Source organism: Streptomyces sp. DF42 (genome assembly GCF_058267695.1).
This window is the reverse complement of the sequence record NZ_CM177859.1, coordinates 8,946,656-8,969,795: the sequence shown is the minus strand read 5'-3', so window position 1 is coordinate 8,969,795 and position 23,140 is coordinate 8,946,656. Positions and strand designations below refer to the sequence as shown.

General features: G+C 71.4%; 17 protein-coding genes, 1 tRNA gene and 1 pseudogene. 10 read left to right on the top strand and 9 right to left on the bottom strand.

Annotated elements, in window-relative coordinates:
• Positions 1 to 152: 152 nt before the first annotated feature.
• Positions 153 to 1,427 (top strand): hypothetical protein, encoded by a 1,275-nt coding sequence (locus ACYUED_RS41275; protein WP_491289519.1) that lies wholly within the window; start codon positions 153 to 155, stop codon positions 1,425 to 1,427.
• A 166-nt stretch (positions 1,428 to 1,593) separates the two neighbouring features.
• On the opposite strand, the gene ACYUED_RS41270 is transcribed toward ACYUED_RS41275, so the two are convergent.
• Positions 1,594 to 2,388: a sulfite exporter TauE/SafE family protein gene (locus tag ACYUED_RS41270; RefSeq protein WP_491289518.1), complete on the bottom strand. Its 795-nt coding sequence runs from the start codon at positions 2,386 to 2,388 to the stop codon at positions 1,594 to 1,596.
• A 260-nt stretch (positions 2,389 to 2,648) separates the two neighbouring features.
• On the opposite strand from ACYUED_RS41270, the gene ACYUED_RS41265 reads away from it, so the two are divergent.
• On the top strand, positions 2,649 to 3,644 hold the full coding sequence (locus ACYUED_RS41265) for an MASE1 domain-containing protein (RefSeq protein ID WP_491289517.1): 996 nt from the start codon (positions 2,649 to 2,651) through the stop codon (positions 3,642 to 3,644).
• A 5-nt stretch (positions 3,645 to 3,649) separates the two neighbouring features.
• Here the strand turns inward: ACYUED_RS41265 and icmF are convergent, their stop codons facing one another.
• A complete protein-coding gene (gene icmF, locus ACYUED_RS41260; RefSeq protein ID WP_491294670.1) occupies positions 3,650 to 6,880 on the bottom strand; it encodes a fused isobutyryl-CoA mutase/GTPase IcmF in 3,231 nt (1,076 codons plus the stop codon).
• 1,147 nt (positions 6,881 to 8,027) lie between these two features.
• On the opposite strand from icmF, the pseudogene ACYUED_RS41255 reads away from it, so the two are divergent.
• The 7 genes and pseudogenes from ACYUED_RS41255 to ACYUED_RS41225 form a co-directional block, all read left to right on the top strand.
• Positions 8,028 to 8,393 (top strand): annotated as a pseudogene (locus ACYUED_RS41255) (arabinofuranosidase catalytic domain-containing protein); the annotation flags it as partial.
• Between the two features lie 29 nt (positions 8,394 to 8,422).
• A complete protein-coding gene (locus tag ACYUED_RS41250) occupies positions 8,423 to 9,742 on the top strand; it encodes an extracellular catalytic domain type 1 short-chain-length polyhydroxyalkanoate depolymerase (protein ID WP_491294668.1) in 1,320 nt (439 codons plus the stop codon).
• A 659-nt stretch (positions 9,743 to 10,401) separates the two neighbouring features.
• The gene (locus tag ACYUED_RS41245; protein WP_107047813.1) at positions 10,402 to 10,512 is read left to right on the top strand and encodes a keywimysin-related RiPP; all 111 of its coding nucleotides are present in this window, start codon (positions 10,402 to 10,404) and stop codon (positions 10,510 to 10,512) included.
• Positions 10,513 to 10,538: 26 nt separating this feature from the next.
• Positions 10,539 to 12,389: a lasso peptide isopeptide bond-forming cyclase gene (locus ACYUED_RS41240; RefSeq protein ID WP_491289516.1), complete on the top strand. Its 1,851-nt coding sequence runs from the start codon at positions 10,539 to 10,541 to the stop codon at positions 12,387 to 12,389.
• Positions 12,390 to 12,425: 36 nt separating this feature from the next.
• Positions 12,426 to 12,680, top strand: a complete 255-nt coding sequence (locus tag ACYUED_RS41235; RefSeq protein WP_491289515.1) for a lasso peptide biosynthesis PqqD family chaperone — start codon at positions 12,426 to 12,428, stop codon at positions 12,678 to 12,680.
• Positions 12,677 to 13,114, top strand: a complete 438-nt coding sequence (locus tag ACYUED_RS41230; protein ID WP_491289514.1) for a lasso peptide biosynthesis B2 protein — start codon at positions 12,677 to 12,679, stop codon at positions 13,112 to 13,114. The genes ACYUED_RS41235 and ACYUED_RS41230 overlap by 4 nt, the downstream gene beginning before the upstream one ends.
• On the top strand, positions 13,111 to 14,982 hold the full coding sequence (locus ACYUED_RS41225; RefSeq protein WP_491289513.1) for an ABC transporter ATP-binding protein: 1,872 nt from the start codon (positions 13,111 to 13,113) through the stop codon (positions 14,980 to 14,982). Before ACYUED_RS41230 ends, ACYUED_RS41225 begins: the two co-directional genes overlap by 4 nt.
• Positions 14,983 to 15,221: 239 nt before the next feature.
• Here the strand turns inward: ACYUED_RS41225 and ACYUED_RS41220 are convergent.
• A tRNA-Pro gene (locus tag ACYUED_RS41220) sits at positions 15,222 to 15,295 on the bottom strand.
• Between the two features lie 145 nt (positions 15,296 to 15,440).
• Positions 15,441 to 16,922 (bottom strand): MFS transporter, encoded by a 1,482-nt coding sequence (locus ACYUED_RS41215; RefSeq protein ID WP_491289512.1) that lies wholly within the window; start codon positions 16,920 to 16,922, stop codon positions 15,441 to 15,443.
• A gap of 361 nt (positions 16,923 to 17,283) precedes the next feature.
• On the opposite strand from ACYUED_RS41215, the gene ACYUED_RS41210 reads away from it, so the two are divergent.
• Entirely contained in the window at positions 17,284 to 17,862 is a 579-nt protein-coding gene (locus ACYUED_RS41210; RefSeq protein WP_491289511.1) for a TetR/AcrR family transcriptional regulator, read from the top strand.
• A gap of 204 nt (positions 17,863 to 18,066) precedes the next feature.
• On the opposite strand, the gene ACYUED_RS41205 is transcribed toward ACYUED_RS41210, so the two are convergent.
• From ACYUED_RS41205 to ACYUED_RS41185, 5 genes are all read right to left on the bottom strand, one after another.
• Positions 18,067 to 18,711 carry a response regulator gene (locus ACYUED_RS41205; RefSeq protein WP_491289510.1) on the bottom strand — a complete coding sequence of 215 codons (645 nt, stop codon included), beginning with the start codon at positions 18,709 to 18,711 and terminating at the stop codon, positions 18,067 to 18,069.
• A 38-nt stretch (positions 18,712 to 18,749) separates the two neighbouring features.
• A complete protein-coding gene (locus ACYUED_RS41200) occupies positions 18,750 to 20,237 on the bottom strand; it encodes a sensor histidine kinase (protein ID WP_491289509.1) in 1,488 nt (495 codons plus the stop codon).
• A 286-nt stretch (positions 20,238 to 20,523) separates the two neighbouring features.
• Positions 20,524 to 21,606, bottom strand: coding sequence for a maleylacetate reductase (locus tag ACYUED_RS41195; RefSeq protein WP_491289508.1), 1,083 nt, complete (start codon positions 21,604 to 21,606; stop codon positions 20,524 to 20,526).
• Positions 21,603 to 22,487: a dioxygenase family protein gene (locus ACYUED_RS41190; RefSeq protein WP_491289507.1), complete on the bottom strand. Its 885-nt coding sequence runs from the start codon at positions 22,485 to 22,487 to the stop codon at positions 21,603 to 21,605. The genes ACYUED_RS41195 and ACYUED_RS41190 overlap by 4 nt, the downstream gene beginning before the upstream one ends.
• A gap of 26 nt (positions 22,488 to 22,513) precedes the next feature.
• Entirely contained in the window at positions 22,514 to 23,107 is a 594-nt protein-coding gene (locus tag ACYUED_RS41185; RefSeq protein WP_491289506.1) for a hypothetical protein, read from the bottom strand.
• Between the last annotated feature and the right edge of the window lie 33 nt (positions 23,108 to 23,140).

Below are 23,140 nucleotides of genomic sequence, written 5' to 3'. Positions count from 1 at the left end.
GGCACGAGCACGCGCACAGGCCCCGCGCGACACCCTCGCATCTACGTTCCCAGTGCAACCATCCGACGCCCGGACGTGTCTCCTGTAGCGGAACTCGCGTTCCCGCACAGTTCGTTCGCCCGTCATCGATGCTTCACCGGAGGACCCCCCACATGCCCCTGAGCTCTCCCGGCCTTCGTCCGCTCCGACAGACCGCCGGCGCGCTCGGCGCAGTCGCCCTGATCGCGCTGGGTGCCGCGCCGGCCGTCGCGGAGGACGGCTCCTCGACCGCCGTGACGCTCGGCAAGATCGCGCCCATCGACGGCGTGAAGCCGGGCAGCACCTTCGAACCGCCGGTCGCCTTCACGAACACGGGCACCGCGGCGGCGGACAAGGTCTGGCTCTCGTACACCGTCACGCGCGGCCTGAGCCACACCGAGCTGCCCTCCAACTGCCTTCGCTACGAGATACCTTCCTACGACGAGGCACCGAGCAAGTCGGAGGCGGTCTGCGAGTTCGACCAGACCGTCAAGCCCGGCTCGGTCTACGCTCCCGAGAAGGCGCTGACGCTGAAGGCCCTCGACCGTGCGCTCTACGACCGGCTGCGTGTGGTGGTGGAGACCACCGAGCCGGGCCTCGACGACAACGCGAGCGAGCCCGTGCGTGGAACAGGCCCGGCGGTCAAGCTCGTCGAGCAGCCCGACGCCACCCCCGCCGCCCCCGGCGACGGCTCCCACCCCGACTGGGACGACGCCGATGTGAAGGTCACCGCGGACAACACGGCCGACTTCAAGGTGACGGGCGCCCAACTGAAGGGTGCCGTCGGAGACACGGTCGACCTCTCGGTGAAGTTCACCAACGCGGGCCCGGCCTGGGTGCTGCGGGACGGCACCGTCTCGGCGACCAAGGTCAGGATCAAGATGCCTGCCGGTACGACCGTGACCAAGGGCCACGGCTTCTGCGAAAAAGTGGCCACCGGCACCTACGAGTGCGGCACCAGCGAGTCCTGGCAGAACGAGGGCGGAGGTGAGACCTACACCTTCAAGCTGAGGATCGACAAGGCGGTGCCGGGCGCCAAGGGCTCGGTGGCACTCGCCGGGGAGCCCCGCCCGTTCGACAAGAACAAGGCCGACGACACGGCCGACATCAAGCTCACCGCCTCCGGCGGCGGCGGTACGACCGGCGGTACCGGCTCGACGGGCGGCGACGGCGGCTCCACGACGTCCGCCGGAGGCACCGGCTCCTCCACCCAAGGCTCCACGGGCGGCAGCACGTCCACCGGGGGCGGCTCCGCCACCAGCGCCTCCGGCTCCACCACCGTCGACGGCGACCTGGCGAGCACCGGGTCCGGTGCGACCCTGCCCATCGCGGGCGCGGCAGCCGCGGCTGTCGCCGTCGGGACGGGCGCCATCCTGCTGGTACGCCGCCGCCGTACCGACCGACCGTAGAAAGCGATCGCAGAAACCGGCTGCAGAGGACGGCAGCAGAAACAACGCCACCGACGTGCGTCGGCCCCCGCTCGGGCAGGGTTGCGCCGATACGGTCGTACTGCTGCCGTCGGCCTGGCCACATGCCCCGGGCGGCGTGCCGTTGGTCCTCCCCGGCCGGCCCGGGTCAGGGCGCGACCGCGTCCCGCCACAGGCTCCAGGCCAGGCCCAGTCCGGCGAGGGCGATGGCGATGCGCAGCGGCTTCTCGGGCAGCCGGCGCACCATCGCCGGTCCCAGCCAGGCGCCCGCGAGGCAGCCGAGGCCGAGTGCGGCGGCTGCGCCCCAGTCGACCGGGGCGAGAAAGGCGTAGGCGACGGCGGCGGTGACGTTGGCCGCGCCGGTGGCGACGTTCTTGACGGCGTTGGTCACGGGCAACGGCTCCGTCGCGGACAGGGAGAGCACCGCCAGCATCAGCACGCCGGCCGCAGCGCCGAAGTATCCGCCATAGAGGCCGACCAGCAACACGGCGCAGGCGAGCGGCAGTTGAGGCAAGGGGGCCAAATCGGGACGGTACCTCGCGGTCAGGCGCCGCAGCGGGTCGCGTGCCAGGATCAGTACCGACCCGAGGGCGATGAGCCACGGTACGACCAGCTGGAAGGTCGACGACGGCGTGCCGAGCAGCAGGGCCGCGCCGATCGCCCCGCCCAGCGCCGCCGTGGCCGCCAGGGGGACGAGGCGCCCGCGCTGCCCCTGCAGCTCCGCCCGTGAACCGGCCGCGGTACCCACCGTGTTGGAGAACAGGGCCACGGTGTTGGTGACGTTGGCGGCCACGGGACCGAGGCCCGCGGCGAGCAGCGCGGGATAGCTGAACAGCGAGGCCAGACCGGCTATGGAACCGGCGAGGCCCGAGGCGATCCCGGCCGCCAGGAGCAGCAGCACCGAGCCGAGGCCCGACGGGTGGATGTGCAGCAGTTCTCTCACGTCTTCCGGGGATCAGCAGGTCGGTCGGAGGCACTCTTTCCTTCGGGCCGGTCAACCATATGCGCCGCCGGTCGCTGCCGCGGCGGCGGTGGGGGTCGGTCCGCAGGGCGCGGTCGACAACGGTTCGACCACGCGGACAGCCACGGCATCCTCCAGGCCGATGACACCGGCCGGCGGCCCGGCCGATGCCGGCGCTGTGGAGGATCCGCGGGATCCGACGGATGATGGCTCCGGGGCGATGTCGACACGGAGGTCGCCCGATGGCTGTCGAGCGACACGAACGGCTGCGGGGCAGCGCCCTGGCCGCCCTGGAGATCTGTGCCGTCGCCGCGCTGTATTTCGGCTCGGCCAAGGTGGGACTGCTCCAGCAGCTGGTGCGCGGCCAGGTCACCCCGCTCTGGCCGCCGAGCGGTATCGCGGTCGCGAGCCTGCTCCTGCGCGGCCGGCGGGTCTGGCCCGGCATCGCCCTGGGCGCGTTCCTGGTCAACGTCTCGCTGGGGCCGTCGCTGCCTGCCGTGCTCGCGATCGCGGCGGGAAACACCGTCGCGCCCCTGTGCTCGTACGCGCTGCTGCGCCGAGCGGGGTTCCGCAACGCGCTGGAACGGCTGCGGGACGCACTCGCGCTGATCTTTCTCGGTGCACTCACCGGGATGCTGGTCAGCGCGACGACGGGCACGGCGAGCCTGGCCCTGGCCGGTGCGCTGGACACCGGTGAATTCTGGCCGACGTGGTGGGTCTGGTGGACCGGGGACGCGATGGGCGTCATGGTGGTCACGCCGGTCCTGCTCCTCCTCCGCTCGGCGCACCGCCCGCGGGACGCATCGCTGTCCCGGTGGCTGGAAGGGGTGCTCCTCGTGGCCACCACGGTCGGCGTCGGCGTCGTGGAGACAGGTCCCGCGCCGCTGCTGTTCCTGGGCTTCCCGCTGCTGATCTGGGCAGCCTTCCGTTTCCAGCTGGCCGGGGCCGCGCCCTGCGCACTGGCCGTGTCGACCTTTGCGATCATCGCCGCCGGCCGGGGATCGGGCCCGTTCTCCGGCCACAACCTGCTCACCGAGATGATCACCCTGCAGGCGTTCAACGGCTCCGCCTCGCTGACCGCGCTGCTTCTCGCGGCGGTGGTCAGCGAGCGGAACCAGACCCAGCGGGAGATCGCGCGGGCCTGCGCCCAGCTCGCCGAGGTGGTGACCCGGATGGCCGCAGGCGACCACCGCCCTCTGCTCCCTCGTGGGGAGGAGGAGACGGAACGCCCACGGTGACTCGGTCAGACGTTGCGCCGGTACTGGCCGCCGACCTCGAAGAAGGCGTCGGTGACCTGCTGCAGTGAGCAGACGCGGGCGGCGTCCATGAGGACGGCGAAGACGTTCTCCCCGCTGACCGCGGCGTCCTTGAGGGCGGCCAGCGCCGCGTGGGCGGGCTCCTGGTGGCGGCCCTGGAAGTCGTGGACGCGCTCCAGTTGGGAACGCTTCTCCTCCTCGGTGGCGCGGGCCAGCTCGATGACGCCCGGCTCGGCGGTGTCGGCGTGGGGTTTGCGGAAGGTGTTGACGCCGATGAGAGGCAGGGTGCCGTCGTGCTTGCGCTGTTCGTAGAGCATCGACTCGTCCTGGATACGGCCGCGCTGGTAGCCGGTCTCCATCGCGCCGAGCACACCGCCGCGCTCGCTGATCCGCTCGAACTCCTGCAGCACCGCCTCCTCGACCAGGTCGGTGAGCTCGTCGATGATGAACGACCCCTGCAGCGGGTTCTCGTTCATCGCCAGGCCCCACTCCCGGTTGATGATCAGCTGGATGGCCAGAGCCCGGCGGACGGAATCCTCGGTGGGGGTGGTGACGGCCTCGTCGTAGGCATTGGTGTGCAGGCTGTTGCAGTTGTCGTAGATCGCGATGAGTGCCTGAAGGGTGGTGCGGATGTCGTTGAAGTCCATCTCCTGGGCGTGCAGGGAGCGGCCGGAGGTCTGGACGTGGTACTTCAGCTTCTGGCTGCGGTCGCCCGCGCCGTACTTCTCCTGCATCGCCACGGCCCAGATGCGGCGGGCGACGCGGCCCAGCACCGAGTACTCGGGGTCCATGCCGTTGGAGAAGAAGAACGACAGGTTCGGGGCGAAGTCGTCGATGCGCATGCCCCTCGCGAGGTAGGCCTCGACGTAGGTGAAGCCGTTGGCCAGGGTGAAGGCGAGCTGGCTGATGGGGTTCGCACCGGCTTCGGCGATGTGGTAGCCGGAGATGGACACCGAGTAGAAGTTGCGGACCTTGTGCGCGATGAACCACTCCTGGATGTCGGCCATCATCCGCAGGGAGAACTCGGTGGAGAACAGGCAGGTGTTCTGGCCCTGGTCCTCCTTGAGGATGTCGGCCTGCACCGTGCCGCGCACGTTCGCCAGCGCGTGGGCGCGCAGCGCGTCCGTCTCCTCGGGCGAGGGGTCACGGCCCTCGGTGGTCCGGAACCGCTCGATCTGCTGGTCGATCACCGTGTTGAGGAAGAACGCCAGGATGGTCGGCGCGGGCCCGTTGATCGTCATCGACACCGAGGTCGTCGGCGCGACCAGGTCGAAGCCGCCGTAGAGCGTCTTCATGTCCTCCAGTGTGGCCACCGAGACGCCCGAGGTGCCGACCTTGCCATAGATGTCGGGGCGTTCGTCGGGGTCGCGGCCGTAGAGGGTGACGGAGTCGAAAGCGGTGGACAGGCGGGTGGCCGGCTGGCCCTCGGAGAGCAGCTTGAAGCGCCGGTTGGTGCGGAACGGGTCGCCCTCGCCGGCGAACATACGGGCCGGGTCCTCGCCGTCACGCTTGAAGGGGAACACCCCGGCGGTGAAGGGGAAGCGACCGGGCAGGTTCTCGCCGCGCCAGAACCGCACCAGCTCCCCGTGATCGGTGAATCGGGGCAGCGCCACGCGGGGGATCCTGTTGCCGGACAGGGACTCGCGCGTGAGCTTGGTGCGGATCTCCTTGTCCCGCACCTTCACCACCTGTTCGTCACCGGAGTACGAGGCGATGACGGCGGGCCAGTTCTCGATCTGCTGTGTGATCTCGTACGGGAGGTGCCGGCGGGCGCTCTCCAGCAGTGCGCGCACGTTCTCGGTGTCAAAGCCGGCGTCGACGAACTCTCCCTCGACCGTCTCCAGACGCTGCACCCGCCGCGCCGCTTCGGCCAGTTGACCGGTCTCGGTGTGATAGGCGCGGACCGTGTCGGTGATCTCGGCGAGGTAGCGCACCCGGTCCGCGGGGACCACCTGCCGGATTCCGGAGGAGTACCGTACGTCGACCGGCGCCAGCGCGCCCTCGGACAGCACCAGCCCCTTCTCGGCCAGGACGGTCTTCAGGTGCTGGTGCAGCGCGGTGACACCGTCGTCGTTGAAGGTGGCCGCCGAGGTGCCGTAGACCGGCATGTCCTCGGGCCGCATGCCGAACGCCTCGCGGTTGCGCACCAGTTGGCGGCCGACGTCGCGCAGCGCGTCCTTCGCGCCGCGCCGCTCGAACTTGTTGATCGCGACGACGTCCGCGAAATCGAGCATGTCTATCTTCTCCAGCTGCGAGGCGGCGCCGAACTCCGGCGTCATCACATACAGCGAGGTGTCGACGAACGGCACGATCGCCGCGTCGCCCTGGCCGATACCCGGCGTCTCCACGACCACCAGGTCGAAGCCGGCGGCCTTCACGACGTCGATCACGTCGGTCAGGTGCTCGGGCAGTTCGCGGCTGCCGCGGGTGGCGAGGCTCCGGAAGAACACCCTGTTGCCGTCGAGGGAGTTCATCCGGATCCGGTCGCCGAGCAGCGCGCCGCCGCCGCGGCGACGGGTCGGGTCGACCGCGATCACCGCGATCCGCAGCTTGTCCTGCTGGTCGACGCGGAACCGGCGCACCAACTCGTCGGTCAGTGACGACTTCCCCGAACCGCCGGTGCCGGTGATACCCAGCACCGGCACCACCCGCGCCCCGGCCGCGGCACGCAGCTGTGCCAGGAACTCCGCGGGCAGCTTGCCCCGCTCGGCACCGGTGATGGCGCGGGCGACCGCGAACCGATCGCCCGCCACCACGGCCGCGGCCTCGGCCGGCTTGCCGTCCCACAGGTCGAAGTCACAGTCCCGCACCACGGAGTTGACCATCCCGGCCAGACCCATCCGCTGCCCGTCCTCCGGGGAGAAGATCGTCACCCCGCTGTTGCGGAGCCGGGTGATCTCCTCGGGGACGATGACGCCGCCTCCCCCGCCCACCACGTGGACGTGCTCCGCTCCCCGCGCACGCAGCGATTCGACCAGGTATTCGAAGTACTCGACGTGTCCGCCCTGATAGGACGAGACCGCGACCCCGTGCGCGTCCTCCTCCAGCGCCGCGTCCACGACTTCCTGCACCGAGCGGTTGTGACCGAGGTGGATCACCTCGGCGCCCTGGGACTGGAAGATCCGCCGCATGATGTTGATCGACGCGTCATGCCCGTCGAACAGGGCCGAAGCGGTGACCAGGCGGACAGGATGCACGGGACGGTGCAGTTCGCTCACGGCGGGGCCTTCCAGGTACAGATCGGAGTGCACTCTTGGAAAAATAGTAGGACGTCCAAGTATTTTTGGCAGTGTGAGGAGCAGCACAGATACTAGGGCGTCCTACTATCTCGCGGCCCGAGCGGGACCGGAGCGGATGCGGTGTCGCCGCCCACTCATCGGCATGGGCCCCTCGATCATGGCGTCGACAGGTTGGGCATCCGGCGGGCCGACCGGGAGGGCCGGACAGGCCTAGCAGGCCGAACTCGGGCCTTCGCCCCCGGAGACGGCTTGTCAATGCGTCGGCATCCGGACGAGACCGGGGCCGTTGGCCGGCGGGTGGTGACCGTGCTCCACGCCGTCCGGCAATGGCGCGCCGCATCACCGGACGTCACCGGACGTCTGCGGGGGATCGCGATCGGCAGCCGGGGCGGCGCCGGCAGGACGACCCTGGCCGAGCGGCTGCGCAGGACGGTGCCCCACTCCGCCCGCGTGCACACCGGACGACATCGCCTGGAACCACGCCCGACCACCACGGCACCTCGGTTCCCACCCGCACCGGCACGCCCACGCCTCAACCCTGTCCGTGCACACCTCTTGAGGATGCGCCGGTACATATGACAGGCTCATGCCGACCGAGAGTCGGCCAATAGGTCGACCTCAGGTCATGCACTCTCCTACCCCACGCCGCGGATGTGAGCGCTTACTCGAGCAGTCAGCGATCGCATTCCCCCCTTTCAGGAGTGCCTCCGTGCAGCCAGGAATGGCCCGCGCCGCCCCTCAGAGCGACCCAGTAGCCAGTGAAAGCCTGATCGCCAGTAGTTGATTGGCATGGTTGCCGGCGCTGGTGGGTGATGAGTCCGGGAGTCCACCCGTCACAGGCGTCGGAGCACCTTGGATGAGTACTACTCATCAAGGGACGTGATCCGCTCGCGTCCGGGTGAGCCGACCACGATGGCCTGGCCAAGGAGTGAGATATGCCCACCTTCTTTCTCCGGAATGGGTCGCAACAAGGTCGATGGCGGAGCTGATGCGTACCGGCGCCGGCTGATGGTCGTGTTCGGAGGCCTGGCAGCAGTCGGCGGTCCGGCGGTGGCCTCGCCCTACCGTCCACCGGGTCGGTTCGGACGCATCCGCCGCCACCGCGTCGCCGTCCTGTGCTGTCCACGCCGCCTGCGGCCCGCCATGCATCGCCGCCCACTCCACCACGCGGGCGCCGTTCTCGTCGTACAACGAGCCGCCGTGCCGAATCCGGCGCGCGGCCCGCCACGCCGGTGTCGCCGACTACCCGTCTGACGTCACCGACACGCGGTACGCACCGACATCACCGCGGCCGGCTGTGGCTGAGCCGGGCGGTGACCGGGGCCATGCCGCTCGCAGCCGCGCGGCGCAGGCCCCCTGGACACCCCGTGCGGCTGCCTCCCGGCCGCACCCCCACAGACACCGACGCGGACGCCCGGCCGGCCCGCCACGAACCGCCGCCCGGCGTGCCGTTGCCCGACCGATACCGATCACCGGAAAAGAGGTTCATTAGTGAGACGCACTCTGCGCGCGGTCCTGGCGATGGTGCTACTGCCACTGGCCGCAGCCTTCACACTCCTGGCACCCCAACCCGCGGCCGCGGCGAGCCTGACCCCCATCACCGGCTTCGGGAACAACCCCACCCATCTCAACATGTACCTCTACGTGCCCGACCACGTAGCGCCCAAGCCCGCCGTGCTGGTCCTGGTCCACTACTGCGGGGGCTCGGCCGGGGGGATCTTCGGCGGCAACGGACACGACTACGTCACCGCCGCCGACCGGTACGGCTTCATCATCGTCCTGCCCGAGGCCACCCGCGACGGGCACTGCTTCGACGTCTCGTCACCGGCGGCGCTCAAGCGTGATGGCGGCAGCGACTCCACCGGCATCATGTCGATGGTCGGTTACACACGCCAGCACTACAACGTCGACCCGGCCCGCATCGTCGTCAGCGGATTCTCGTCGGGAGCCATGATGACGAATGTGCTGGCCGCCGAATACCCCGACGTCTTCAGTGCCGCCTCGGCGTTCTCCGGGGTGCCGGCGGGCTGCTTCGCCACCACGGACGGTTCCCAGTGGAACGGCCAGTGCTCCAGCGGCAATGTCATCAAATCGGCTCAGCAGTGGGGGGCGCTCGCCCGTTCCATGTATCCGGGCTACACCGGAGGCTACCCACGAATGCAGATGTGGCACGGCACCACCGACACGACCCTCGCCTATCCCAACTTCGGCGAGGAGATCAAACAGTGGACCAACCTCCACGCCCTGAGCCAGACACCCGCCGCCACCGATCGGCCGCAGTCGTCCTGGACCCGCACCCGCTACGGCGGCACCGGCCCGCAGTCCCCCGTCGAAGGCATCAGCATCGCGGGCACGGGCCACACCCTGCCGCAGCCCGGGATGCTCGCCTACGCCATCACCTTCCTCGGCCTCGACAACGGCGGCACCACCACTCCGCCGCCCAGCACCTCCGGTGAGCTGCACGCGGTGGGTGCGGGCAAGTGCCTGGACGTGCCGAACGCGTCGACGACGGCAGGTACGCAGGTGCAGATCCGGGACTGCCAGGGCGGGGCCGGCCAGCTGTGGACCCGTACCGGGTCCGGGCAGCTGACGGTGGCCATGTCGGGGACCACCATGTGTCTGGACGCCTACAACCACCAGACCACCTCCGGCACCAAGGTGGTGACCTGGCCGTGCAACGGCGGGGCCAACCAGCTGTGGAACCTCAACGCCGACGGAAGCGTCACCGGCGTCCAGTCCGGCCTGTGCCTGGACGTCACCGGCGCTTCCACCGCCAACGGCGCGCCGGTCCAACTGTGGACCTGCAGCGGCGGCACCAACCAGAAGTGGAACCTCAACTGACTCCACCACTGTCCGGGCCGGGCACGCCCCGGCCCGGGACACTACGGCCGCCGCCGGCGGCAGCGGCTCGGGTGGGGTGGTGGGGCGCCGTTCTCGGCGGCCAGTTCCAGCACGGTCTCGCGGGTGGTCTCCAGCCGTTCACGAGCACCATCAAGCGACTCCTCCCGTTCTCTGCCGAGCCCGGGCATCGATGCGGAAACCCGACCTGTCGCCTCCACACGGCTCGCCGGTGAGGACTCTGGTGAACGATTCGGAGCGCGGGGACGTGAAAAGGAGCACGTAGAGGGCATGGAGCGCGCCCCGGCGGCGCCCACCCGTGGCCGCCGTCGGACACGTCCTGGCAGGTGCTGCGAGCAATTGCCGGGACGCATGTCAAAACGTTCATTCGAGCATGTGTACACCCGGGTCGCACAACAATACTGGGCCGATGACAACCAAAACGAGAGCGGGCGCACAACCCAGGGCATTCGAAATTTGCATATTATCCGAGCTTCGCAAGGGCTCTTGTCTTGATCTCACGCTCTGCAGCTAGCTAGTGCTGCATCCGCTTCCCGGCCCGGGTTCCCGATGAGCCCTGTGCCGACCGACAGCACACAGGCTCAGTCCCCTGGGCCGTCGGTCAGGGAGGTGGCCGGCAATCCTGCATGTGAGGAGTGGTCATGAAGAAGGCTTATGAGGCGCCGACGCTCGTCCGGCTCGGTACCTTCCGGAAGGAGACGGGGCTCCTTCAGCGCTCCGGCAACGACCGGCTGATCCTGAGCAAGAACTGACGACCGACGGTCCCTGACCCGACGTCATGACTGAACTGCACGAAAGTGCGGGGACGGGCCCCGGCGACGCGCACTTCGCGGTCTTCACGGACTGTGCGGACGCGGCCGCCGCGGCCCGCTCCTTCGCCCGTCCTGGAAGCCGGACCCTCGCGCATGCGTCGGGCCGGCCCTGGCTGGTCGGCCAATGGCACGACGACGAGGTCGTCACGGCGAGCGTCGGCGGCGCCTCCCTCGCCATCGTCGGCTGCTGCCCGATCGACGCCGACGAACTGCGGCGCCGGGCCGCACGATTGCGTGATCTGGCGGAACTCGACGCGCTGGCTCGCTCCCTCTCGGGCAGTTTTCACCTCGTCGGCGCCCTCGACGGACGGATCAGGGTGCAGGGCACCGCCTCCGGACTGCGACTCGTCTTCCACGCGGAGATCGACGGCGTGCGAGTGGCCGCCACCCGCGCCGACACCCTGGCCGCCGTCCTGGGCCTGGACCCCGACGTGGAGGAACTGGCCGTAAGGCTGCTGTGGCCCGCCCCGTACCCGCTGTTCGAGACATCAATGTGGCGTGCGGTCACCGCCGTTCCTCCGCAGGACGCCGTGGTCGTCGCCGCGGACGGCCGCACCGTACGGCACACCCGGTGGTGGACACCGCCGGAGCCGGTCCGGCGGCTTGCCGAAGCGGCGCCCCTGATCCGGACGGCACTGGAGGAGGCCGTCGGCGCGCGCACCCGTCAGGGCGGCGTGCTGAGCTGCGACCTCTCCGGGGGCCTGGACTCCACCTCCCTCTGCTTCCTGGCCGACCGCTCCCCCGCCCGCGTGGTGGCCAGTACCTGGCCGGGACGGGATCCGGCGGACACCGACCTGTCCTGGGCGAAGCGGGCGATGGGGCACCTGCCGGACGTCGAGCACGTGGTCTGGGACGCCGACGCCTCGCCGCTGGTCTACGAGGACCTGCTCGGCATCGACGACCTCCTCGACGAACCCACCATCGGCGTCATGGACCGCTCCCGGGTCCTGCACCACCTTCCCGGCCTCGCGGCACGCGGCAGCCAGTTGCACCTGACCGGCATCGGCGGCGACCACGTGGCATGGTGCTCCGAGGCGTACTACCACCGGCTGCTGCGCACTCATCCGCTGTTCGCCCTGCGCCAGTTGCGCGGGTTCCGGGCGCTGTGGCAATGGCCGATCGGCGGCACACTGCGCGCTCTCGCCGACTCACGGCCGTACGGGGAGTGGCTCGCCGACGCCGCCGGTGGCCTACGTGGCCCGCTGCCCCCGTCTGTCACGACGGGTCTCGGCTGGGGCATGGCCCCGCGCCTGTTCGACTGGGTGACCCCCGAGGCCGAGCGGATGGCCCGCCGGGCCCTGCTCGATGCCGCGGCGACGGCCTCCCCGCTGCATCCGGACCGTGGACTGCACACCGACCTGGAGCAGATCCGCTCGTGCACCCGCGTCATCCGGCAGTGGGACCGAATGGCGGCCCGAGCCGGCCTGCCGATGGCCTCTCCCTTCCTCGACGACCGCGTCATCGAGGCGTTTCTCGCCGTACGCGCCAGCGAGCGTGTCACGCCCTGGCGCTACAAGCCCGTCCTGAGCGCCGCGATGCGCGGAATCGTGCCCGAGGAGTGCCTGCGACGCAGCAACAAGGCCACGGCCTCCATGGACGCCTCCAACGGACTGCGGGAACACCGCGCCGACCTGCTGGCCCTGTGGGAGGACTCACGGCTGGCGGAGCTGGGCCTGGTGGACGGCGCCGAGCTGCGCCGCCTCGCCCGGCGGCCCGCCTCCCCCGGGCTCTCCGACGCCATCCTCTACTCCACGATCGCCGCGGAGGTGTGGCTACGCGGGCTTGCCCACGGCCGCACCCGTGTTCCACACCCCTGACTGCACCCCTGTCAAACACGTCAGAAAGGCCCTCGCATGCCCCTGCGGTTCGGCGACAACGTCTCCACGGCCGAGACCGACTACGGCACGGTGCTGCTGGATGAACAGGTGGGCGCCTATTGGGAGTTGAACCCGACGGCCACCTTGGTGCTGCGGACGCTGCTGGACGGCGGTGAGGAGGCGGACGCGGCCGCCGCCCTGGTCCAGGAGTTCGACATCGATCGGGCGCAAGCCCTGCAGGACGTCGAGACGCTCGTACGGGAGCTGCGTGACTCGGGGCTCGCCTCATGACCACGCCCAGCGCGCTGGAGCGGCCCACCGGTGTGCCCCTGGCCCGACGCCTGACCGCCCGCCTGGTCCTGCTCCCCGCCGTCGCCCTCGCCCTGCTGCCGCCCCGCCACATCCGCGCCGTGCTCGGCATCCTGCGGCGCGGCGCCGCGCCGGCGACCACCGCGCAGGCACAGGACGCACGCGACGCCATGTGCGCCGCCAGCCTGCGCTGTGCCGGGCCGAAGGGGTGCCTGCCGCGCTCCCTGGGAGCGGCACTGCTGTGCCGGCTCGGCGGAACATGGGCGACCTGGTGCACCGGCGTACGGGTCACCCCGCCCTTCACCGCGCACGCCTGGATCGAGGCCGAAGGCCGTCCCGTCGGCGAGGGGGTCCCACAGGGCTATTTCGCCCGGCTGGTGGCGGTCGCCCCGGTGCCACGGCCTACTGACCGATGACCGGCGCGACGGCGTCGCACGGCAGCCGGGCCGCGGTCGCCGATGCCGAAGCCGCGCCCGAAGCCGGCAAGTCCACCCTGGCGGCGGTGGCCACGATGTACCGGCTCACCGCCGGGCATCGGAGCGCCATCGCCGTCGCCAGCTTGCTGACCCTCGTGGGCTCCGCCCTGGGGCTGGCCCAGCCGCTCGTCGCCAAGCAGGTCGTGGACGCGAGCGGCCGCGGACAGCTCATCTGGCCGCTGCTGGTACTCCTGGGCACGCTGTTCGCCGTCGAGGCGGCGGCGGGGGCAGCAGGACGCTTCCTTCTGGAACGGATGGGCGAAGGCGTCGTGCGGCAACTCCGGCACGGGCTGGTGGGTCGGCTGCTCCGGCTGGAGATGAGGGAGTACCACCGCCACCGGGGCGGCGACCTCATCTCCCGGGTGACGGCCGACACCACCTTGCTGCGGGAGGTCGTCTCGCAGGCCCTGGTCGATCTCGTGACGGGAAGCCTGGTCGCCGCCGGGGCGATCGCCCTCATGGCGTGGCTGGACCTTCTGCTGCTGCTCCTGGTCGCCGTCACCGTGGCAGCGGCGGCCGTGGTGGTCGCCTCGCTGCTCACCGGCATCAGGACCGCGTCGGAACACATGCAGGGCTCGGTCGGCGCCGTCGCCGCCGACATGGAACGCGCCCTGAGCGCCCTGCCGATGGTCCGTGTGCACCGCGCCGAGGAGCGCGAAGCGGCCGGCATCGGCGCCCGCGTGGACGCGGCCTACGGCGCGGGAGTGCGCAGCGCGAAGCTCGCCTCCGTGATGAGCTCCGCCGTCGAACTCGCCGTCCAGGGATCCTTCCTCATCGTCCTGGTCGTCGGCGGCCTGCGCGTAGGCGGTCATGCGGGCTCCCTCGGTGACCTCGTCGCGTTCCTGCTGTACGCCTCCTACCTCGTCCTGCCGCTGTCCTCCGTCTTCCGCGCCGTGGGCCTCGTCCAACGCGGGATGGGCGCCTACCAGCGCATCGACGAGGCACTCCGCCTCCCTGTGGAGCCCACCGCGCCCCAGAACCCGAAGGGCCCGGCGCCCACACCGCGGCCGACCGGGCCGTCCGGCACCCGCGAACAGCCCGTACTCGCCCTGCGCGACGTCCACTTCGGCTACGACCCTGAGCGGCCGGTCCTGCGCGGTGTCTCGTTCGCCGTCCCGCAGCGCCGGCACGTGGCCCTGGTGGGCCGGTCCGGCGCCGGCAAGAGCACGGTGTTCGCCCTGGTCGCGAGGTTCTACGAGCCGGATGCGGGCACCTTGCTCTTCGACGGGCGGCCCGCGACCGAACTCACCCGTGGCGCCTGTCGCCGAGGCATCGCCGTGGTCGACCAGAACACCCATGTCGTCCACGGCACCCTGCGCGACAACATCACCTACGCCGTACCCGACGCCACGGAAGCGGAGATCCGTCGCGTCGTCGAACTGGCCCGGCTCGAAGAGGTCGTCGAGCGGCTGCCCGGGGGCCTTGCCGCCGTCATCGGTGAACGCGGCGGCAACCTCTCCGGCGGCGAACGTCAGCGTGTCGCCCTCGCCCGCGCGTTGCTGGCCGGCCCCGCGCTGCTCCTCCTGGACGAGCCCACCTCCCACCTCGACGCGATCAACGAATCGGCGCTCACCACCGTCATGAAGGACATCGCCCAGGAGTGCGCCCTGCTGGTCATCGCCCACCGTCTGTCCACCGTGCAGCACGCCGACCACATCGTGGTGCTCCAGGACGGCCGCACAGCCGCCGGCGGACGCCACGAGGAATTGCTGGTCAGCAGTGCCCTCTACCGCGAGCTCGCCGCGAGCCAGATGCTCCGGGCGGGCGGGGGCCCCGGGATCGGCAAGCGAGTGCTGACGGACGGTTGAAGCGTTCCCTCCCCGCGACCCAGCAGGCCGAGAACCGGACCATGCACGGACCATCGGCCCGGCGGTCACGGCCATGCCCTTCCAACTGGTCAACGGCGGTACGGCAGCTGTACCACCAGGTGACTCCGCCGGCCCCTTCATCCCGGCCTGCCACTGGTCCCCAAGCGGTTCCCCAAGAATGATCAAGGGGCCGCTTCAGATCTCCTCTGAAACGGCCCCTGACCTGCGACTTCGCAAAGTCGGGACGACAGGATTTGAACCTGCGACCCCTTGACCCCCAGTCAAGTGCGCTACCAAGCTGCGCCACGTCCCGGTGCGCTTCCGCGGTGAACCGCGTGATCGCGCAGGTCGACTTTACCGTACGTACACCCGTGTTCTCACCGGGCCCTGTGGCCGTCCTTCCGGCCGGCCCTCCGCGGCGGAGGCGGCCCGGTGGATCCGGGTCGCCTCCGTGGACGTCAGCCTCGGGTGCCCGGCGCCACCGGCTCCGGGGTCACCGGCTTCGGAGTCACCGGCTTCGGAGTCACCGGTGTCACGGAGGAGGCGGCCCGCGGTGTCCCCGCGAGACCTCCCGGGCGGCGTACCGGCACCAGCAGGGCCGCCAGTGCCGCCGCCAGGCACAGGACCGCCAGCAGGGCGAAGCCGTGGGTGTAGCCGGAGGCGTACGGCAGGCCCGAAGGCTGGAGGTGGCCGGTGACCAGGACGCTGGTCAGCGCGGCGCCGATGGAGCCGCCGATGGTGCGGATGTTGGCGTTCATGCCGGTCGCGGCGCCGGTCTGGGAGGCCGGGACGCTGCCGACGATGAGATGGGCCATGGAGGCGAATGCGAGCCCGATGCCAAGGCCGAACACGCCCGAGACCAGGGCGATCTGCCATTGCTGGTCATGGAGGACGGCGAGCAGGCCGAGGGCGAGGGCGCCGAGTACGGCACCGGTCGTCAGCAGCGCCTTCGCACCCACGACGGGCTCCAGGCGGCCGCTCAGGATGCCCGAGAAGAACATCGCCACCAGCATGGGCAGCATCAGCAGCCCGGAGGCCGTGACGCTCGCGCCGAAGCCGTAGCCCGCGGAGCTGGGCGTCTGGACGAAGCCGGGCAGGAAGGACCAGAGCGCGTACATGCCGGCGCCGAACAACAGGGCCGCGGTGTTGGTGGTCCACACGGCCGGCAGACGCATGACGCGCAGGTCGATCAGCGGGGTGCGGGAGCGGGCCTCGGCGAGCAGCCATGCGGTGAACAGGACGACCGCCGCGGCGAACAGGCCGACGGTCTTCACCGATCCCCAGCCCCACACGCTCGCCTGGCTCAGCGGCAGCAGCAGCGCCACCAGCCAGGCGGACAGCAGGCCGGCGCCCAGCCAACTGACCTTCCCCTCCGCACGGTTGGGCGACTCGGGCACATAGCGCAGGGCTATCAGAGCAGTGACCGCCACGACGGCCACCGGGATCCAGAACAGCCACCGGTAGTCGAGCGCGGACACGATCGGGCCCGCCGCGACGATGCCGACGCCGCCACCCGCGGCGATCACGGCGGACAGGTTGCTGATGCTGCCCGGGACCTCGGACGCGGCGAACTCGTCCCGGAGTATGCCGAAGGAGAGCGGGACGAGCGCGCCGCCGACGCCCTGGACGACCCGGGCGACGATCAGTGCGCCGATGTTCGGGGCGAGCGCGGCGAGGAGACAGCCGAGGAGCACGACGAGCAGGACGGCGACGAGGGTGCGCTTCTTGCCGATCAGGTCGCCGACGCGGCCGAGGATCGGGGTGAAGACGGAAGCGGACAGCAGATAGGCCGTCATCACCCACGTCGCGGTGGACTGTGAGGTGTGCATGGCGTGCTGGACGGTCGGCAGGGCCGGCGCGATCAGCGACTGCAGCATGGCGAACACACCGGCACCGGTCGCGAGGACCGCGAAGGTGAGACGGGTGGACTTGCGGGGCATGGAGGGCCTCTCCGAACGAACGGGGTGCGGCCGAGGATCTCGGGCCACGGTCGTACGGACCCGGAGTGCCGATGGGACGGCAGCGGGCACGCCGACGGCCGCGGCGGCGAGCGGTCGCGGAAAAGTGGAGGTGAAGGCGAAGGCGTAGGCGTAGATGGTCGATACGGGGTGTGTGGGTGGATCGCGCGCTGCGGTGCGCCGAGGCGCGGTCCGCGGGAGCACCTGGGTGTCGTCGCGTCGCCGATGCGTGCGGCCGCACGCATCCACGGCGAGCGCACCCACACTGCTAAAGTGGAGGTACCCCTCCACTGTACCGGAGGCTCACCTCCGGTTCAACCTCGTGCCGCCCCGGGAGGCAGCAGTGTCGGCCCAGCCGTTCCCCGTCCGTGAGCTCGTGGCGTCCAAGCGCCCCCACCGGAAGGACGCCGCGCGCAATTACGACGCCCTGCTGTCCGCCGCGCGCGAGGCGTTCGCCGTGCACGGCGCCGAGGCGTCGCTGGAGGACATCGCGCGTCGCGCGGGGGTCGGCATCGGCACGCTGTACCGGAACTTCCCGTCCCGTCGCGAACTGTTCGAGACCGTGTACGCGGACGAGGTCAACGAACTGGTCCGCGTCGCCGAGGAGGTCGCCGACCTGGAGCCGTGGGAGGCCCTGACCTCGTGGCTGGCCCGGTTCGCGGGCTACATGGTGACCAAGCGGGCCGTGCGCGAGGCGCTCGACGACGAGTCCGAGATCTTCGACGCCTGCCGCGAGTCGATGTACGCGGCAGGCGGCCCGCTCTTCGAGCGGGCGCAGGAGGCGGGCGTGGCCCGCAAGGACATGGACTTCAACGACCTGCTGCGGATGGTCGCGGGCGTCACCGGGACGGTCTTCAGCGACGACGCCCAGCGGGACCGGATCCTTGCCATCGCGCTGGACGGGGTGCGCGCCGGGCGCTGAGCCTGCCGGCCGGCGGGTGGGGGCGCCCAGGAGCTCGGGGGCTCCGTCCTCGGCGACGGCGCGTGGTCCCTGGCTGATCGCGCGGTTCCCGGCGCGCTCGCTCGGCTCCCTGCACGGGGCGGGTGAACCGGCGTTTCAGCCGCTGGACGGGCGAACATCTCCGCGCCGAGAGCCAGTTGGGTTCGGCCGATCAGGCCCGGCTGCTCATGCGCCGAGGTAGCGCAGTACCGCCAGCACCCGCCGGTTCGCGTCCTCGGACGCCGGGAGGCCCAGCTTGCCGAAGATGGCGGCCACATGCTTCTCCACCGTGCCGGCCGACACCGCCAGCGTCTGGGCGATCGCGGCGTTCGACCGGCCCTCCGCCATCAGCGCCAGCACCTCGCGCTCGCGTGTCGTCAGCGTTTCGAGGGCATCGAGCCGGCGGCCGGCACCGGCGAGTTGGGTGACGACCTCGGGGTCGAGCGCCGTTCCGCCCGCCGCCACCCGGGCCAGGGCGTCGGTGAACTCGGCCACGTTGGCGACCCGGTCCTTGAGCAGATAGCCGACGCCGGCCGCGCCCGCGGCCAGCAGTCTCATGGCGTACCTGGTCTCGATGTACTGGGAGAAGAGCATCACCCCGGTACCGGGATGCTCCCGCCGGATGTCGATGGCGGCGTGCAGTCCCTCGTCCGTGTGGGTGGGCGGCATCCGGATGTCGATGACGCCGACGTCCGGCCGGTGCTCGGCCACGGCCGCGCGCAGCGCGTCGGCGTCACCAACGGCGGCACACACCTCGTGGCCGCGCTCGGTGAGCATCGCGGCCAGCAACTCCCGCAGGACCGCGGCGTCTTCGGCGATCACGACGCGCATACGGGCATGCTCTCACGGCCTCGCTCCCTGATCGTCGCTCACGCGTGCAGCGGCAATGCCACCGTCACTGCGGTCGGCCCGCCCTCCGGGCTGGTGATGTCCAGGGTCCCGTCGACCGTGCGCACCCGCTGCAGCAGACCCGGCAGACCGCTGCCCGCGCCGAGCGTCGCGCCGCCGCCTCCGTCGTCCGTCACCCGCAGCTGTAGCAGGCCCTCCTCCTGGCTGACGCCGAGGACCGCGCGGCGGGCACCGCTGTGCTTGATGACGTTGGTGAGCAGCTCGGCGGCGCAGAAGTAGGCGATCGTCTCGATCGCCGGCGTGGGCCGCTGGGGGACGTCCACGGCCAGCTCCACGGGTACGGTGCTGCGTGCCGCCAGCGTCGCGAGCGCGTCGGGCAGGCCGTCGTCCAGCACCGGCGGGTGGATGCCGCGGGCCAGGTCGCGCAGCTCGGTGAGGGCTTCGGTGGCGTTGCTGTGGGCGGTCTCGATCAGCCGGCGCACCCGCTCGGGGTCGGCGACCGGTTCGCCCTCCGCGCCCAGCCGCTCCTTCGCCATGTCGAGGCTCATGGCCAGCGCGACGAGTCGTACCTGCGCGCCGTCGTGCAGGTCCCGCTCCAGCCGCCGCAGCTGGGCCGCGGAGTCGTCGACGGCGAGGGCGCGGGTCTCCTCCAAGTTCCTTACGCGCTGGGCGAGTTCACCGGGCCCCAGCAGAGCGCGCACCAGCCAGCGGTCCATGGCGACGATGCCGCGGGTGAACCAGGGCGCCGCGAGGAGCGTGGCGACGCCGATCGCGGCGGCCACGAAGGTCCCGGCGAAGGTGGTGCTGTGCGGGGCACCGCCGCCGACCGGGATGGGGGTGATGGTCGGCGCGCCCTCCATACCGTGCTGCGGGCGCTGGCCGAAGGCGGCCCAGCGCAGCGGCGCCGACAGGTTGAACAGGCCGGTGAACCACCAGGCAACGGCATACAGCTCCAGCGCGGCGACAGGCAGCTTGACCAGTACGTACCCCACCGAGCGCCATCCGGCGGCGTCCCGCAGCCGCGCGTCCAGCCGTGCGAAGGCCCTGTCGGCGGGCCTGAGCGGTGGCGGTGCCGGCACCTTCTCCCCCAGCAGCCCTGCGGCCAGCCCGCGGTGCACGGCGGCGAAGGCGCGGGCGAGAGCGGCCGAGGTGACGACGAGCAGCAGCCCGAGGACCGCACCGATGAGGGAGACGGTGAGGCCGGTGCCAAGGGCGAGCAGGACGAGGACCAGGACGAATCCGACTACGGCGACGGGGAAGCCGGCCAGACAGTAGGCGGCCTCGGCCCATGCACGACGGGTGAACGGGGCGACCAGCACGGACCGCAGCCGGCCGACGCCTACTCCCACCGGCCGCCGGCCCGCGGGAATCACGCCGGAGGCCTGAGCCCGACGGGCCCCCGTGGCAGCGCAGGGGGCGGCCCGGCCCTCCGCGGGCATGGTCGCGTCCTCGGCCGCGCGGTCGCCGGTCCCGGAACCGGCGCCGCCGGCGAAAGGTGAGTCGTGCATGGCTCCAGTGTCCCGGCCCCGCGTCCTCTACGGTGGCCGGTTGCCGGTCGGTGCCGGATGGTGCGCCGACTTCGAGGAGCGCCTCGGGCATGAAGCCACTCATCCCCGCTGCGACCTCCCGCCGACTGGCGTGCGCCTCGGCCGCCTGGTGCACGGCCGTCACGCCAAGGCGCCTTCACCCAGGCCCAGTTCATCGGCGGAGTCATCAGCAACCGCCTGGCATCCGGCACCCACGCCCTCCTCGGACGCCCGGTAACCGGCCGCCCCCTCACACCACGTGCACCGGTCAGACGTCGGAGAACTCCGGCGGACCGCCCTCAAATGCCGCCCGCAGCACGGCAAGCGCCCCTTCCACCGTCACCTCGCGCGGGTTGGCGTATGCCTGGCCGACGGTTTGGGTGGCTGCCTTGGTCAAGTCGGCTTCCTTCAGGCCCAGTTCGGCGAGGGAGTGGGGGGCGCCGAGGCTCTCGGCCAGGTCTCTGAGGGCGTTCGGGGCGTCGGTCGTGTCCAGAGCGCGGGCCACGGTGGCGGTCGCTTCGGGGGCCGCGGGCGCGTTGTAGGCGAGGGCGTACGGCAGGACCACCGTGTGTGTTTCGGCGTGCGGCAGACCGAAGGTGCCGCCGAGGACATGGCACAGCTTGTGGTGCAGGCCCATGGTGGTGGCGCCGAGGCAGGAGCCGCACAGCCAGGCGCCGTACAGGGCACGGCCGCGGTCCGGAAGGGAGTCCGGGGCGGCGGCCAGCGCGGGGAGCGCCGCCGCCATGGCCCGTACGCCCTCCTCCGCCATCAGCGCGATCAGCGGTGAGGTGTCGGGGGCGTACAGCGCCTCGACGGCGTGGGCGATCGCGTTGATGCCGCTGGTGACGGAGAGCGGTACGGGGAGGGAGAGGGTGAGGGCGGGGTCGTAGACGACGCTGCGCGGGAGGACGACGGGGTCGCGGCCGGTGCGTTTGACACCGTGTTCGGTCAGGCCCCAGACGGGGGTCATCTCCGAGCCGGAGTAGGTGGAGGGCACGGCGATCAGCGGCAGGCCGGTGCGCAGGGCGATCGCCTTGCCCAGGCCGATCGAGGAACCGCCGCCGACGGCCACGCAGCCGTCGGCGCCCGCCGCCCGGGCCACCTCCACGGCCCGGTCGGCGACCTCGGTGGGCACATGCATCCGGGCGCCGTCGTGCAGGCCCACGCAGGCGGGGCCGAGCGAGTCGGCGACCGCCCGCGCGGTGTCCGCGCCGTGGCTGCCGCACACCACCAGCAGCCGCCGCAGGCCCAGCCCCGCGGCCTCGGCGGCCGTGGCGGTGGTGGCGGCGCCTGGCCGGAAGACCACCCGCACGGGCCGGGACTCGTGGGAGAAGTCGAGGACGTCCTTCACGATCGCTCCAGTACGAGATCGACGCGGGCGTGGCGGAAGGGGTTCGCGACGCCGAACTCCTTCGCCAGCGACGGATCGTCCGTCTCGGTGAAGTCCTGCACCAGGCTCCCCTTGACGGCGAACACCGCGTCCGAGTCGAGGTAGTCGCTGCCCGCGACGAAGATGTGCGTGGTGACCGGCACATGCCCTGCGGCCGAGGCGATGAAGTGGATGTGGGCCGGTCGGTAGGGGTGCCGGGCGGTCGCGCGCAGGAGGTCGCCGACCGGGCCGTCCGTGGGGATCGGGTACGGGCTCGGCACGCAGGTGCGGAACCGGAAGCGGCCCTCGGCGTCCGCGGTGAACAGTCCGCGGCCGTTGCCCGGCGGCTGCTCGTCGGGACGCTGGACGTCGTAGAAGCCGTTCCCGTCGGCCTGCCAGACGTCGACTACGGCGCCCGGCAGCGCACTTCCGTCGCTGGACAGCACACGGCCGCTGACCACGCAGGGCTCGCCGCCGCCCACCAGGTCGATGTTCGCGCCGACTTCGCGCACCGGGGACTCGGTCATGTGGAAGGGGCCGAGGACCGTCGACTCGGTGGCGCCGGGCGCGCGGTCGCCGTTGATCGTCTCGACCAGCATCGACAGGCCCAGGACGTCCGACAGCAGGATGAACTCCTGCCGGGTGTCCGTGCACGCCTGCCCGGTGGCCGTGAGGAAGCCGACGGCCTGCTCCCACTCCTCCTGCGTGAGCCGCGTCTCGCGCGCGAAGGCGTGGAGGTGGCGGATCAGGCCGGTGAGCAGCTCGCGCAGGCGCGGATCGGCGGTGCCGTCGAGGCTGCTCACCGCCTCGTCCGTCACCGTCGCGTCGGTGCCGTGTGTGGCCTTTGTGGCGTCTGTGGTCATGTCGGCTCCCTTCCCTGGTGCTTGGGTCAACCGAACCAGACGACGAGCCGTACGTCCTCGTCGCCGTGCCCGGCCGCCAGGTCCCGCACGGTCCTCCACACCTGTGCCCAGGTTCCCTCGTCCGGCGGGGCGAGCATCCGCGCCGTGAGGACCACCGGGCGGTACACCGCACCGTCGAGAGGCACCTCGGCACCGGGAGGCCATTCCGGCGGCGCGAGGAGCAGGTCCGATCCCAAGGTGCGGGCGGCGGCCTCGCGCAGGGTAGGAGTCACCCGTACGAGGTGCTCGCCTGCCGGATCCGACCTGTGCGCCCAGTACCAGGCGGGGCGGGCCGCGAGCGGCGCGTCCCAGTCGGCCGCGGCGACCTCGGCCCAGCTCACGTAGGTGTGGCTGTGCTGGTAGTCGCCGACGGCTGCTTCCCGTACCGGTTCCGAGACGTCGTCCGGCAGTCCGCGGTCGGCGAACAGCGGACGCTCCACGTCTCCCGTCCCGCGCACGCCGAAGAGACAATCCCAGGCGACGTAGTCCCGCGGCGGCCGGAAGTCCAGCAGATCGACCTCCAACTGCCAGTACCCGTCCGTGTTTCGGCGCTCGATGGCGCCGTCGATGTCCGTCCCCACGCGCAGACCCTAAGGCAGGACGGGGGTAGTTGG

Coding starts and splice junctions, on each gene's coding strand:
- ACYUED_RS41240 (WP_491289516.1), top strand. CDS start 10,539: ATGACTGAACTGCACGAAAGTGCGGGGACGGGCCCCGGCGACGCGCAC.
- ACYUED_RS41230 (WP_491289514.1), top strand. CDS start 12,677: ATGACCACGCCCAGCGCGCTGGAGCGGCCCACCGGTGTGCCCCTGGCC.
- ACYUED_RS41215 (WP_491289512.1), bottom strand. CDS start 16,922: ATGCCCCGCAAGTCCACCCGTCTCACCTTCGCGGTCCTCGCGACCGGT.
- ACYUED_RS41245 (WP_107047813.1), top strand. CDS start 10,402: ATGAAGAAGGCTTATGAGGCGCCGACGCTCGTCCGGCTCGGTACCTTC.
- ACYUED_RS41205 (WP_491289510.1), bottom strand. CDS start 18,711: ATGCGCGTCGTGATCGCCGAAGACGCCGCGGTCCTGCGGGAGTTGCTG.
- ACYUED_RS41250 (WP_491294668.1), top strand. CDS start 8,423: ATGGTGCTACTGCCACTGGCCGCAGCCTTCACACTCCTGGCACCCCAA.
- ACYUED_RS41190 (WP_491289507.1), bottom strand. CDS start 22,487: ATGACCACAGACGCCACAAAGGCCACACACGGCACCGACGCGACGGTG.
- ACYUED_RS41275 (WP_491289519.1), top strand. CDS start 153: ATGCCCCTGAGCTCTCCCGGCCTTCGTCCGCTCCGACAGACCGCCGGC.
- ACYUED_RS41265 (WP_491289517.1), top strand. CDS start 2,649: ATGGCTGTCGAGCGACACGAACGGCTGCGGGGCAGCGCCCTGGCCGCC.
- ACYUED_RS41225 (WP_491289513.1), top strand. CDS start 13,111: ATGACCGGCGCGACGGCGTCGCACGGCAGCCGGGCCGCGGTCGCCGAT.
- ACYUED_RS41235 (WP_491289515.1), top strand. CDS start 12,426: ATGCCCCTGCGGTTCGGCGACAACGTCTCCACGGCCGAGACCGACTAC.
- ACYUED_RS41200 (WP_491289509.1), bottom strand. CDS start 20,237: ATGCACGACTCACCTTTCGCCGGCGGCGCCGGTTCCGGGACCGGCGAC.